At 31.0% G+C, this 12,237-nt stretch carries 9 protein-coding genes and 1 pseudogene; 7 read left to right on the top strand and 3 right to left on the bottom strand.

Going from position 1 to position 12,237, the window contains the following annotated elements; genetic code table 11:
* Window positions 1-247: 247 nt before the first annotated feature.
* The 7 genes from P8O16_RS09440 (at window position 248) to P8O16_RS09410 (ending at window position 7,933) form a co-directional block, all read left to right on the top strand.
* Window positions 248-1,282 carry a hypothetical protein gene (locus P8O16_RS09440; protein ID WP_300313746.1) on the top strand — a complete coding sequence of 345 codons (1,035 nt, stop codon included), beginning with the start codon at window positions 248-250 and terminating at the stop codon, window positions 1,280-1,282.
* Between the two features lie 32 nt (window positions 1,283-1,314).
* Window positions 1,315-2,049, top strand: coding sequence for a hypothetical protein (locus tag P8O16_RS09435; RefSeq protein WP_300313744.1), 735 nt, complete (start codon window positions 1,315-1,317; stop codon window positions 2,047-2,049).
* A 4-nt stretch (window positions 2,050-2,053) separates the two neighbouring features.
* A complete protein-coding gene (locus P8O16_RS09430; RefSeq protein ID WP_300313741.1) occupies window positions 2,054-2,854 on the top strand; it encodes a hypothetical protein in 801 nt (266 codons plus the stop codon).
* Window positions 2,847-3,986 (top strand): YjbH domain-containing protein, encoded by a 1,140-nt coding sequence (locus P8O16_RS09425; RefSeq protein ID WP_300313738.1) that lies wholly within the window; start codon window positions 2,847-2,849, stop codon window positions 3,984-3,986. The genes P8O16_RS09430 and P8O16_RS09425 overlap by 8 nt, the downstream gene beginning before the upstream one ends.
* A gap of 4 nt (window positions 3,987-3,990) precedes the next feature.
* Window positions 3,991-5,916 (top strand): nucleoside-diphosphate sugar epimerase/dehydratase, encoded by a 1,926-nt coding sequence (locus tag P8O16_RS09420; protein ID WP_300313735.1) that lies wholly within the window; start codon window positions 3,991-3,993, stop codon window positions 5,914-5,916.
* 3 nt (window positions 5,917-5,919) lie between these two features.
* Window positions 5,920-6,741 (top strand): YdcF family protein, encoded by an 822-nt coding sequence (locus P8O16_RS09415; protein WP_300313733.1) that lies wholly within the window; start codon window positions 5,920-5,922, stop codon window positions 6,739-6,741.
* A 487-nt stretch (window positions 6,742-7,228) separates the two neighbouring features.
* Window positions 7,229-7,933: a LytTR family DNA-binding domain-containing protein gene (locus P8O16_RS09410; RefSeq protein ID WP_300313730.1), complete on the top strand. Its 705-nt coding sequence runs from the start codon at window positions 7,229-7,231 to the stop codon at window positions 7,931-7,933.
* Between the two features lie 49 nt (window positions 7,934-7,982).
* Here P8O16_RS09410 and P8O16_RS09405 read toward each other — a convergent pair whose 3' ends face one another.
* The 3 genes and pseudogenes from P8O16_RS09405 to P8O16_RS09395 all read right to left on the bottom strand — a co-directional run bounded on the left by P8O16_RS09405 (window position 7,983) and on the right by P8O16_RS09395 (window position 11,679).
* Window positions 7,983-9,041 (bottom strand): response regulator, encoded by a 1,059-nt coding sequence (locus P8O16_RS09405; RefSeq protein WP_300313727.1) that lies wholly within the window; start codon window positions 9,039-9,041, stop codon window positions 7,983-7,985.
* Entirely contained in the window at window positions 9,016-10,611 is a 1,596-nt protein-coding gene (locus P8O16_RS09400) for a HAMP domain-containing sensor histidine kinase (RefSeq protein WP_300313725.1), read from the bottom strand. The genes P8O16_RS09405 and P8O16_RS09400 overlap by 26 nt, the downstream gene beginning before the upstream one ends.
* A 145-nt stretch (window positions 10,612-10,756) precedes the next feature.
* Window positions 10,757-11,679: pseudogene (locus P8O16_RS09395) on the bottom strand (IS1595 family transposase).
* Between the last annotated feature and the right edge of the window lie 558 nt (window positions 11,680-12,237).

The raw sequence follows: 12,237 nt of genomic DNA, 5'->3' as shown, positions 1-12,237 counted from the left end.
CAAAACCGTTTATTTTGACCTAATTTAGTACCCGTTAAGATCGCAAGAAAGCGATTGTCACTGGCTGTCACTTCTAACTTATTTGGCTACTGGCATCTTTGCGGATATACATAAAAATTATTTTGAAATTTCAACATTAAGTCAAATTATAAGCAAAAAATTTACAAAAATATACACTTTGTTTCATCATGGTTTGAATCCAATTAGTTTGTCCTGAATTTTGAATTTCTAAATAATCTATTTAAAAATGAAGTCGTTCACTTACATTATTTTGTTACTTTTAGTTGGTAGTTGTTTACCTGCAGAGCTGGACAATATTCAGGCGTTTGAATATTCATTTCCCGAATTGGAAGAGGTAGAGGAACTACCCGAAGTGGTGGTAGTAACACCTACTGAGGAATTACCAACTGAGGGAGATTTAATTGTAACTGAGAAAGGGGAAAAATTGGTGGTAGATGTTGTTGAGGCAGTTATTGACGACAATATTTCTGAAGAGAACATTACAATTATTGAAAGCTTTGCAGAAGTGGCTCCAGAGGTTGCAGATGATTACATCAATACCGAAGTTACCAATGAATGGATTGAAGGGATTTTCAATGGTGACGTAGCGCCTTCACAGGAATTTCTTCAAATACAGGAGGAATTTGAGGATAACGAAGAATTTGTAGCCTATTTAGCCCAGTTGGAATTTCCCACGGTAGACGGAGTAATTCCGGGAGGTAGAGTAAATCCTTCTAAAGTTCAATATAAACCAATTTCTTCTCCACAGAATCGGTTAAGTTCACTTGTCACTCCCTGCAAAGAGGCTGCTGAAGCATTATACCTTGAAAATTTGCAAAATTTAGAAGACCAGTATCAAGCGCAAATTGATCTTGTTGAAGCCTTTTATTTAAACTTTCCTGCCGATTATGAGCTCAATTCTATTTTGAGAAGGGCAAGTTTTTCTGAGGTATTACGGTCTAAAACAGATGAGATAAAAGCCTTCGCTTTCACTTTTGGTTCCGCTATCGAAGCGCTCGATTATTCGGACAATATCAAAAGAGGTTTGCGAATTTATCTTGCCGTATTTGTTTTGAGTTCACGATCCCAACTCTTGGAATGGGATTTAAACTATCAGTTAGCTGAAGATAAGGCTTTAGAGAAAAGCCTTGAATCAGTTCAGAATGAGAAGCAAGCAGCCTTAATTACTGCCAAAAATAATTATGATCTAGCCGTCAGTTTGCAGGAGCAAATTTATAATGGTGCAGTTGATAATTGTCACAATCAGGGAGCTGGTGGTTGAATTAATACTTTTAAACTTCTAATTATTCTTATATGAAAATTCTTAAACTCATCATATTAATTTCCTTACTTCCTCTTTCATCAAAGGCTCAAGTTGTCTTCAGTGAATTTGGAGCAGGTATTTCTGCTTGGTCTCGAATTTATTCTACTCCAGATGAAACAAGTCTGTTGGTTAATCCATCGAGCGAGAATGGTAAGACGACTACTGTAATTCTTCCAACTTTATATGGAAAGATTGATTTGGGTAAAAGTTTTGGCTTTCGTGGTCGATTGGGTTATGCTCAAAATTCTTTTACATCTTCCTTAGTGTTAGGTGACCTTGTTCGAAATGAAAAAGTGGTTCAGAGTATAATTCCAGTGGGGCTTTCGTTGGAATTTAAGCAGCCCTTATCTAAAAAGATTGTTAAAAGTGAAGATGAAGATGAAGAAGCTGCATCTGGAGCATCAATTATTTCAAAGTCTCATATTATAGCAGGGGTTGGTGTATCCAGATATTTTATACAGCACACATTTTCAAGAGATGTGATTGGTGGAGAAGGGAGTTTGCCCGAATCTAAATTTTCAGGAAATGATTTTGGATTGAATGTGATGCTTGGGTTTACTAACAGAATAACTGAAAGTCTAATTCTTACGATTTTTTCACAGTATAATACAGGTTCTTATGATCATAGAATATACTCAGAGGAAGTAACAGGAGCATTTGATGTTAAAAATATTTCCTTGCAAGGGGTAGAAGTGGGATTTACCATCGGATTGAAATTAAATTGATTTCATGGATAAAGTTCTTTGGAAATTTATTTTTCTTTTATCTCTATTTTTATTCAACCTAGAAAGTTCCTTTGCTCAGTATAATATACTAGGAAAGCCTGGCTTGGTGAAAATTCCAAGACCAACATTGAATGAAGCTAGGGAAAACATATCTTTTCAATTAGCTTATCTTCCTGAGAGTTATTCTATAAATAACTTTATGGGTAAGAGCTCCAATGAGCTATTTTATTCTGTTAAGTTAAATGTAACTAATTGGCTTTTAATTAATTTTGTACTTACACGCCCGACTGATATACCCAGGATAGGTATAGGGGATAGACACCTTGATCTTCAACTATTCCTTCTGAAGCAGGAGAAACATGTGGTTAATTTGTCGGTGATTTTATCCCCTCCATTAGCAGCCAGTTTTATAGATCATAATTCGATTTTTATTAGTCGAGTGTTTTCAATTAGTGAAACTATAAAGTTGGAACCTATATTGGGTTATGGATTTACAAGTAATTTCCGTAAACCTCCTGAAAACTTTAATTATGAAAATTCGGGTTATCAGTGGATTCCAAAATCTGAATTTGGTAATTACTATTTATCCGGAGTATTTGGTGGCCTGCAAGCAAACTATAAAGAAAAAGTATTCTTGTCTGCTGAATACGATTCCAAGTTTATTAATATTTCTTCAAGTATTACATTATTTAAAAGATTTTTTATAAACGCCAATTTAATGGATTTCAATGCACTGTCCGGACAAGTGGGGTATAAAGTTTTTCTAGATAAGTCTCTTAAAAGTAATTTTAAGAGCTATGATTAAATTTATATTTTTCATATCGTTCTTACTTATTTTAACCGTAGCTCAAGCTCAGGATAAAGAATTACTTAATCAATCACTTCGTAAAGCTGGTTTTGAGCAAGTTCTTATTATTCCGGTTCGTTCTTCTTCAGAAGGAATAGTTTATCTAGTGGGGATTGAGCACAGGGGTATTAATAATCCTTCCGAGACTTTAAGATTGGCAAACTCGATCAGCCTGAGTAGAGGGTTTTTCGAAAATAAATTTGTACTCTTAAATAAAGGTATTGCTCTTTATAGTTCTGAATTTGAAAACGGAAAATTCTCTACAAAAAATCTTTCCGAAGAATTTCAACGGGATATTAATCGAAACTTCTCACCAAGTAACTATCGCTTCAATGTTTATATAGAGCCGGATATTCAAGTACGTTTTGGGGATTTTGAGAACCCGGTTGAAAGTAAGACTGCTGTATCTATAGCGTCTGAAATCGTTTTATTTAAAGGTTTTTCTTTGAATACTGGAATTTTATTACCTCTTCAAAATGACTTGGATAATGAAACTTCTAATGTTAAACTGGGGGCTTCCTATTTTGATTATTTCAGCAAATTTTCCAATAATCATTATTTTCAGTTTTCCTTTGGCTTGTTTCATAATGATCGGTATGGTACTGATATAGAGTATCGTTATATGCCTTTGAATAGTAGACTTAGTTTTGGCCTACGTTATGCCAAAACTGGGTTTTATTATTTCCCTGAGAATGCTGTTTTCTTTGATTCTATTAATGATGATCTTTTACTGGCCAATCTTGAATACTTATTTCCAAAGGAAAGAATCAGCCTTTCTTTGGATTTTGGACAGTTTTTATTTGCTGATAGTGGTTTGAGAGCTTCTTCCTTTAAGCAATTTAAAAATATTGAGATAGGGCTCTTTGCTACTTTTACTCAAACAGGTAATACTGCTGGATTTAATTTTATGATCCCTATTTTTCCTGGAAAAATTCTGCGCTCTAATTTTTTTGAATTTCGAACTAATGACTCATTCCGTTGGGAATATACCTACAGTAATGAGGGGGAGATTGGCCGAGACTTCAACTCAAAACGGTCTTTGAAAAATACATTGAGGCGATATAATTCCAATCTTTTAAACAGCTTTTGAAATTATGGAAATAAATTTACTTAAACTAAAACTCATAATAGCAATTTGGATTCGGAAAGTTCCTTTTGTTCCTGTTTCATTAATATTAGCGCTTGACTTAATTGTTGTGGCTGTTAATTTTCTATTGAGTTATTTTTTTCTTTCTGTTCTTGGAAATACTTATTTGCCTACAGAGGGTATTCTTTATTGGTCCTTAATTTCTTTTGTGGTAGTTATTGCTCTTATGGTCTTTAAAGGGACTTATAAATCTTTTGTAAGATTTACTGATATATATGAAATTATTCGACTGTCCGTTATTTTTTTCAGTGCATTAATAATCGTCGTTATTTTAAAGATAGTTTTGAGTGATAACGAAATTTTGAATTCTATTTCTTATTCTTTTATACTGCTTGGGCAATTAGGTGCTTTGGTTAGTTTGATTCTTTATCGGATACTTATAAAGGAAATTTATCTCAGAGTTTTTAAATTCAAAAAGAATATTGTCAATACATTAATTTTTGGAGCTGGTAAATCCGGTATTATGGTTTATCAAATTCTAAATAGAGAATATAGTCCAATTCATAAAGTTTTTGCATTTTTTGATGATAACCCTTCAAAGAAGGGAAAAACACTTTTTGGGAAGAAAATTTTATTTGGGGATAATCAACTCGAATTGGCAATTGATAAATTCAATATTAACGAGTTGATTTTTGCTTCTAACAAGATCTCGAGTGATCGCAAATCAAAGATTATAAACATTTGTCTAAATAATAATGTGGAAGTTAAATTTCTTCCTTCTTTCAATGGTTTGAACCAGGATAATATCGGAGTTGCTGATTTACGTAAAATTAATTTAGAAGATCTTTTAGGGAGAGAATCTATTAAGATTGATCAGGAACATTTGGCAAATAACCTTAATGGTAAGGTTGTACTCGTTTCTGGAGCAGGAGGTTCTATCGGAAGTGAATTATGTAGACAACTTTCTAAGTACAAACTCGCAAATCTTATTTTATTAGATATGGCTGAGACTGCCTTGTTTGATATTAATGAAGAATTGAATCGAATGAATCTTCAATTTCCTGTAGTCATGCAATTGTGTGATGTAAGGAATAGAAAGGCTGTAACTGATGTTTTCCGAAAATTTAGGCCTCAATTTGTATTTCATGCTGCTGCATATAAGCATGTTCCTTTGATGGAATCCTTCCCAAAGTTGGCTATTCAAACTAATATTCTTGGTACTCGAAATTTAGCAGATGCTGCTGAAAATTATGATTGTGAAAAGTTTGTGTTTGTAAGCACTGATAAGGCTGTTAATCCGACCAATGTAATGGGGGCTTCTAAAAGATGCTCAGAGATATACATTCAATCAAAATTTCTATCCACGAGTAAAACCGCTAAAACCCAGTTTATTACAACGCGTTTTGGTAATGTTCTCGGTTCCAACGGTTCAGTCATCCCAGTTTTCACAAAACAAATAGAGTCTGGTGGTCCGGTAACAGTAACTGACAAAAATATTGTTCGATTTTTTATGACAATCCCTGAAGCGTGTAGTTTAGTTCTTGAGGCCTGTACAATGGGAAAAGGAGGGGAGATTTTTGTTTTTGATATGGGAGAACCTGTCAAGATTTTTGATTTGGCTGTTAAAATGATAAAGTTAGCTGGGAAAGTGCCCTTTAAAGATATTGATATTAGGATATCTGGTCTTAGATCCGGTGAAAAGCTATACGAAGAATTGTTTACAAATTTAGAGGACTTCAAAGAGACACACCATCCTAAAATCTATATCGCGCAATCTATTCCATATTATTATTCTAATGTATTGACTTTGGTAAATGAACTTGAACTTGGTATTAATATGGATTATAATGAAGAAGACTTAATAAAATTACTGAAAGTTCATATTCCTGAATATAAAAGTAATTTTTCACGATTTTCCTTACTAGATAATTAAATTATGGAATTAGTATACAATTTTCGATCCTTTTTCAGTAAATCTTTATTAAATCCTTCTGTTTGGGTATATTGGTTTATTTTGGCTTTAGTTTTCTCGATCATTAAGTTTTATATATTTTCATTTATTTTAATTTTTGTTCTTCTCTTTAATTTTCTACCTTATTTTTTAATAAAGAATTTGGAAAATGAAACACAGTCTTTAGATGTTAAGACCTTTAAAAGGTTTTTTCATATTCTTGTACTTGGTGGTGGACATAATCCGGATAGTTCTTCTCTTTTGGAGCATCAGCTGAACAATTCTTCTTTAAGACGGGTTTTGGAAGGTGTTAGACTCCATAGAGCCAATTCGAATTCAAAGCTTATTATGAGTGGCGAATCCCTAAAATTGGGACACCCATCTCAGGCTGAAATTCAAGCTCATGTAGCCAAAACAATGGGTATTGATAAAGATTCAATTATAAGTATATCCGAACCCAAAAATACGGAAGAAGAAGCTTTTTTCTATAAACTTAACTTTGAGAGCGCTAAAACACCCATAGTTCTTGTTTCAAAAGCGCTTCATTTGAGAAGAGCAAGGTATATATTTTCCCGACTAGGTTTTGAGGTATATACGGCTCCAGCTTATTATGCTCATAAATATTATCATCCCACTTTACTTTGGTTCTTATTTCCTAACTTTCAGCTTATATTAGCTTTCGGTGAATATTTAAAAGAAATTGTAGGATATTATTTTCTGCGTATATCTATTTTTTTTAATTCAAATAAAAAAAATAAGTCCAAAGAACCACTTCGTAGGACATCATTTGAAATATTAAATAGATGATTGAATGATATTTATTAATAAATATATTGCATTTACGATGTTTTTTTTTTAATAAATTAAATTTTATTATTTTCCTCTGATTTTAAATACAATAATATTGATGTTTTAAAGGAGGTGATAAAAAAAGACTTTCTACGTCAGTTAATTTAATTAAAAATATAAATATTTAAAATATTTTATTTATCATTTTATATTTTAATAATATACTTAATCAGTAGATTTTTGAATTGTAACTCTATTATTAATTAAATGCAATTTAATTTCTGATTGTTTAGTATATGAATAAAAAGGAAAAAAAATAAATAAGTTTGACAGAGTGTTTCCATGCTTCTTTAAATTTTAAAATTGAAATCTTTTGGTTTTACTTTTTTTTGTTCGATATTGTACTTATCAGGTATTTGAATTTGTTCTCGAAGCGATAAAAAGATTAGACACTATATGCTATTGATTTTATGAAAATTAGCTTAAAAGTACTATTAGTTTAAATATGAAAAATATTTTTATTGTTGAAGACGAAGTGGCTTTGGCTGAGAATGTGGAAACAATTCTTAGCCTTTCAGGATATTCAATTGTAGGGAAGGAGGGGGATGGAGCTAAGGCATTTGATCTCATACTTAGGCTTAAACCGGATCTCATTTTAATGGATGTAATGTTGCAAGGAAAGCTCTCTGGGATTGATGTCGCTCAAATGGTACGTGAAGTTGTAGAGATTCCCATTATATTTATTACTGCTCATTCGGATAAAGCTTACTTAGAAAAGATATCATTATTGAATTATGACGCATATATCCTAAAACCCTTCTCGAAAGAAGTTTTAATTTCAACAATTTACTTATCCTTTTTAAAACAAAATAAACGTGGTCAAACAACCAATGTCCTGAATATAAGAGATAAAGGTTTTATTGTTCCTTTAAAAGAAGATCAAATTATGATGCTTAAAGCAGATGGATTGTATACTAGGATTTATACAACTGAACGCGAATATGTTGTTCGGGATATATTAAAGGATGTTACTAGCCGCCTTTCTGATAAAAAATTTCTTAGGATTCACAAATCATATATCGTGAACTTAGATTTTATTACTGCATTTAATTCCAAAGAAGTTGCAGTAAAAAAATTTATAGTACCTATCCGAAGGGGATTTTTTAAACAATTATCTGAAATTCTTCATGATCGTGTAAATGAACCTTAATTTCAACGAATATTATTGCCTTCTAAATTTTTTTAAGTTAAATAAAATATTAGGCATAAATCTTACTAATTTTTGTTGATATTATTGTTTCAAAGAGTAGGTCACTATTCACCTTTATTTTTAACCTATAACCGTGAGCTTTCACGATCTTCTGTACTATATATAAGCCTATTCCTAGACCTTGAAATTCTTGATTATTTTTGTTGAATTGAGTAAAAGGTTTTGCCTTTATATTTATTTGGTTATGAAATATTTCTTGAGTATTTAGAAATACTAATTTATTATTAGTAAGCATAACTTCCGTATTTGCTTTCACTTTACTAAATTTGGATGCATTTGTCAGAATCTCATTGATTACAAAATAGAATAATTTTTTATCAATTTGAAATTCGCTTTCTTCATCCCATTCTTTTATGTATATCTCTATATTTTTTTGCTTTGCGATTTGAGTTATTAGTTCTCGACTTATCTTTTCTTTTTCTATTTGGGCTTCCAAATTTTTTGTTTTGTTAAACATGTCCAAATATTCTAGACTGGTATTTAATCTCTCAGTATTATTTTTTCCTAATTGGATTAATTCTATAAATTCTTCTTTTTTGAAGGTATGTATCATTTCTCCCATTAACTCGAAAACTGAGCTTATTCCTAATATTGGTATTTTTAATTCTTGTAATTTGATTTTTTTATTTTTAATTATAACTTTTTTCAGGTCATTTTTAACCCAGGTTTTTCTTCGTTCTTTTTTAGCTAAATTTTTAAAAACAGAATTCAATAACATTTGTCCTGAAACAGGCTTTGTTAAATAATCATCTGCACCTGAGTTCATTCCTATTCTTATATCTTCACGACCTGCTTTTGCAGTCAAGAATATAAATGGAACATTATTATATTTATTGTCTTTCTTTAATTCTTTTAAAAAACTGATACCATCCATGTGCGGCATCATTATATCTGATATTATTAAATCGATTTTTTTTGTGTTCAAAATTTGAAGTGCCTCTGTTGAATTTTCGGCAGTATTCACCTCGAATTTATTGAATTCTAAAATTTCTTTCAGATTTTGTTGAAGCTCAATTTCATCTTCAATTAGTAAAATTGTCTTTTTCATTTTTAAATTTTATAGTAAATTTTGTTCCTTTGCCTTCATTACTTTGAAATTCTAATTGTGCTTCAATTTTTATGGCGAGATCTCTGACGATAGATAATCCCAAGCCTGTACCCTTTATATTATCGACATTTCCTGAACGGTAGAAATTTTCAAAAATATGTGGCTGATCTATTTTTGGTATTCCAATTCCAAAATCCTCTATACTAAAGTAAATAAAATCTTGATCCTTTTTAATTTTAATTATTACTCTTTTCTCTAAATTTTGTCCATATTTTAAAGAGTTTTCAATTAAATTTCTTAATATATTGATCAATGCGTCTTTGTCCGTATAGACTATTGTCTTTTCGTTTTGAATTATTAGGTCAAATTTATCTAAATCAATTTTTGAAAAATAGTTAATTATGATTTGTCTTGTAATTGAATTTAAGTCTATTGTTTCTTTATTTAATTTAGTTCCGGCTAATCTATCAATTGTAAAAATATCTGAAATTATTCTGTTAAGCCGATTTATCTGAATTTGGATTTTTCGAAGATGTGTAAGACTCTTGTCTTTCAAATTTATCTCTTGACTTTTATCTATTAATAGTTCAAGAATATCAACACTACTTAATATCGTGGATAGGGGCGTCCTTAATTCATGTGATGTCATTGAAATAAATTTGGTTTTCATTCTACTTAAATCTTTTTCTTTTTCAAGGTTCAGTTTCATTTTTTGAATTAAATGCTCCCTTTCTGTCACATCTCTTGAAGTGATTAAATAATACTTTACTTTATTTTTCTTTCCGAGTATACTGTTTATTTGATGTTCGAAGATTATTTTATTTTTATTATTAAGACAATTTACTTCACTGATAATTTTTTTTGGAAATTTCCAACTTCCAATTTGAGTTAAGTCAAAATTTAGAATATCTATATCGTTGATGTTTTCGATTGAATTTTCATTTTGTTTTATCAGTTGGTAGTAAGAGGGCGAAATATAAGTGGACTGTAAATTTTTATTCAGTATAATTATCGGGTCTATAAAATTTGTCAGAATAGTTTTGGGAAATCCCCTTTTCAATTCTTTTCTTTCTAATTTCTCTATTTTTTTTATAATTTCTCCTAAATCATTACAGAAATTGTAAAAATCGATTATTTGATTTTCTTGTAAATTTACGTTTTTTAAATTTATGAATCCGATAATCCCATAAAGAGCAGTTTTCTTTTTAATTGGCAGAAATGTATAATTTTTAACTTCGTTTTCCTTAGCCCATTGCTTTAGCTTACTTGTTTGATTAATAGGAGTATGATCCTTTATTATTGGGTTTGATTTTAAAATGACTTTTAATTCTTTATAAATCTCGGGTTTAAAATCATCGATTTTCAAACTATTTTCTTTTTTAGCGTATTGATACCTGAATTCATTGGTTTTGCTTAATTCTCTAATGCGAGGTTTTAATGAAATAATTACTTTCTCAGATTGCGTTAATTCAGATAGTTTTTCTAAGATCAGTGGAATATTTGTTTGCCCTGAATCATGATGATCAATCAATAAACTGCATTCGTGTAAGATGTCTTTTGAGGTTTTCATTCTTTTGGTTTCAAATTTCCTTACGTCTTGGACTTTTTAAGATGTCCGTGATTTTTTTAGTACTCAACGATTTTTTGTGGATTATTTTTCTTAATTTTTAATTAGTTGTAATAAGGGATAATCAACTTAATTAAGTTTAATGTGACTACTCGGAATGTTGCACGTATGGGTAAACTGAGGTAATAATTAATCTATCCAAGAGTTTATCGCCAAAATATCTACGGTTGAGCTTGTAAGCAAACTCATTCAGGTAATTCTGGAGGTGGTTTTCACTGATCATGTGGTAAATTCCTATCAGATTCTTTTTCAAATTACTGATAGCTGTATGCACCCAGTTTAAATCCCCGTTAGCTGATTGAGAGGAAGATTTCACTTTGATATGTTTCTCGACCATCTTTTCAAGATTGATATAGGCGGTGTTTTTATCGGTAAATAGAACTGATTTAGGGTCTATCGAATCTTTTACAAATTCTTCTACCGATGCTTTGGTCACATCACTAAGTACTTTCAATTTGAAAAAGCCACAATGACGTCCCTTCTTTCCTGAAAGAGGATCTTCTAAGGGGGTTGATTCTGAGGCAACGGCTACTATTGCCTGCTTCTGACTTCCCTTTCCACGTTTTAAACGATCTTGAACTATTCTGTTTGTCGCTTTTTTCACATATGCCTTATCATACTCCACCATTCCTTTAAGTAGATATAGATCGTCTCTTTTCCCCATTACTGTCCTTATTTTATTCTTCAGATTGAAGGCCGTCTCATATCTTTTCAAGCCCAACTGTCTCTGAAATTCAAGGCAAGAAAAGCCTTTTTTGGTAGCAGACATCAAGTACGCGGTAAACCAGGTATGCAAGACAGGTTACTTGACTCCATTTCCGTCCCAGCTTTGAGTATTGTCCTTCTCCTGCATTTACTGCGTTCAAAAAACTTGCTCGCACTAAACCAGTATTGCTTTGAGAAACCAGTGCAGGTTTTACAATAAATACCAGTCCTTTATCTGTAACCTTTCAGATAGATCTCATAGCTTTCCTCGTCTGGAAAATGGGTGACAAATTCAATGATATTCATGGTTTTGCGTATTTTAAACCAAGAAACACCACTTCTATAAACTATGAAAACTATTGACATAGCCTATCAAAGAAAATTTGGCCACGTGCAGGATTCCGTAGAGTCATAAAGTTTAATTATTCTTTGTTTGAATTAGAAAATTTTTATTTCCCTGATTAACTATTTCCCTTTACAATTAAACAAAAATCTTATAGAATTTGACAGTTCTAATTAATTCATCTGAATTCACTTTAAATTGATGTCTATTTTTTTCCTCTGAATTTTAGGATTTGAGTTTCTGTTTGCTTGTTCTTTGTTCAAAATTTTCCATGGTTATTATAGATTTTAAAATAAATGTATATTTTTGTATTTAAAATACTTTTCTGTGTGGTTAATAATTCATTATTTTTTATTTTATTTATTTGTACAAATTTGATCAATTTTTCGTATTAAATTTAAATTTTTAGAGGTGTCCTTTTAATTGCATATATTTATAGCTTTTCAAACGCTCAAAATGGATATATTTAAAGGTCAAGGAGTCATAGAGTTCAGTAAAAGCTTCCAAACTGAACTTGACTG

Origin of the sequence: Algoriphagus sp. (assembly GCF_029254265.1) — a bacterium.
Taxonomy (GTDB): Bacteria; Bacteroidota; Bacteroidia; order Cytophagales; family Cyclobacteriaceae; genus Algoriphagus.
Note: the sequence above shows the minus strand (reverse complement) of the source record. Positions and strands in the feature narration are given on the sequence as shown.

Excerpts from the sequence above, each read along its gene's own strand:
- P8O16_RS09435 (WP_300313744.1), top strand. The coding sequence starts at position 1,315 with ATGAAAATTCTTAAACTCATCATATTAATTTCCTTACTTCCTCTTTCA.
- P8O16_RS09405 (WP_300313727.1), bottom strand. The coding sequence starts at position 9,041 with ATGAAAAAGACAATTTTACTAATTGAAGATGAAATTGAGCTTCAACAA.
- P8O16_RS09410 (WP_300313730.1), top strand. The coding sequence starts at position 7,229 with ATGAAAAATATTTTTATTGTTGAAGACGAAGTGGCTTTGGCTGAGAAT.
- P8O16_RS09430 (WP_300313741.1), top strand. The coding sequence starts at position 2,054 with ATGGATAAAGTTCTTTGGAAATTTATTTTTCTTTTATCTCTATTTTTA.
- P8O16_RS09415 (WP_300313733.1), top strand. The coding sequence starts at position 5,920 with ATGGAATTAGTATACAATTTTCGATCCTTTTTCAGTAAATCTTTATTA.
- P8O16_RS09420 (WP_300313735.1), top strand. The coding sequence starts at position 3,991 with ATGGAAATAAATTTACTTAAACTAAAACTCATAATAGCAATTTGGATT.
- P8O16_RS09400 (WP_300313725.1), bottom strand. The coding sequence starts at position 10,611 with ATGAAAACCTCAAAAGACATCTTACACGAATGCAGTTTATTGATTGAT.
- P8O16_RS09440 (WP_300313746.1), top strand. The coding sequence starts at position 248 with ATGAAGTCGTTCACTTACATTATTTTGTTACTTTTAGTTGGTAGTTGT.
- P8O16_RS09425 (WP_300313738.1), top strand. The coding sequence starts at position 2,847 with ATGATTAAATTTATATTTTTCATATCGTTCTTACTTATTTTAACCGTA.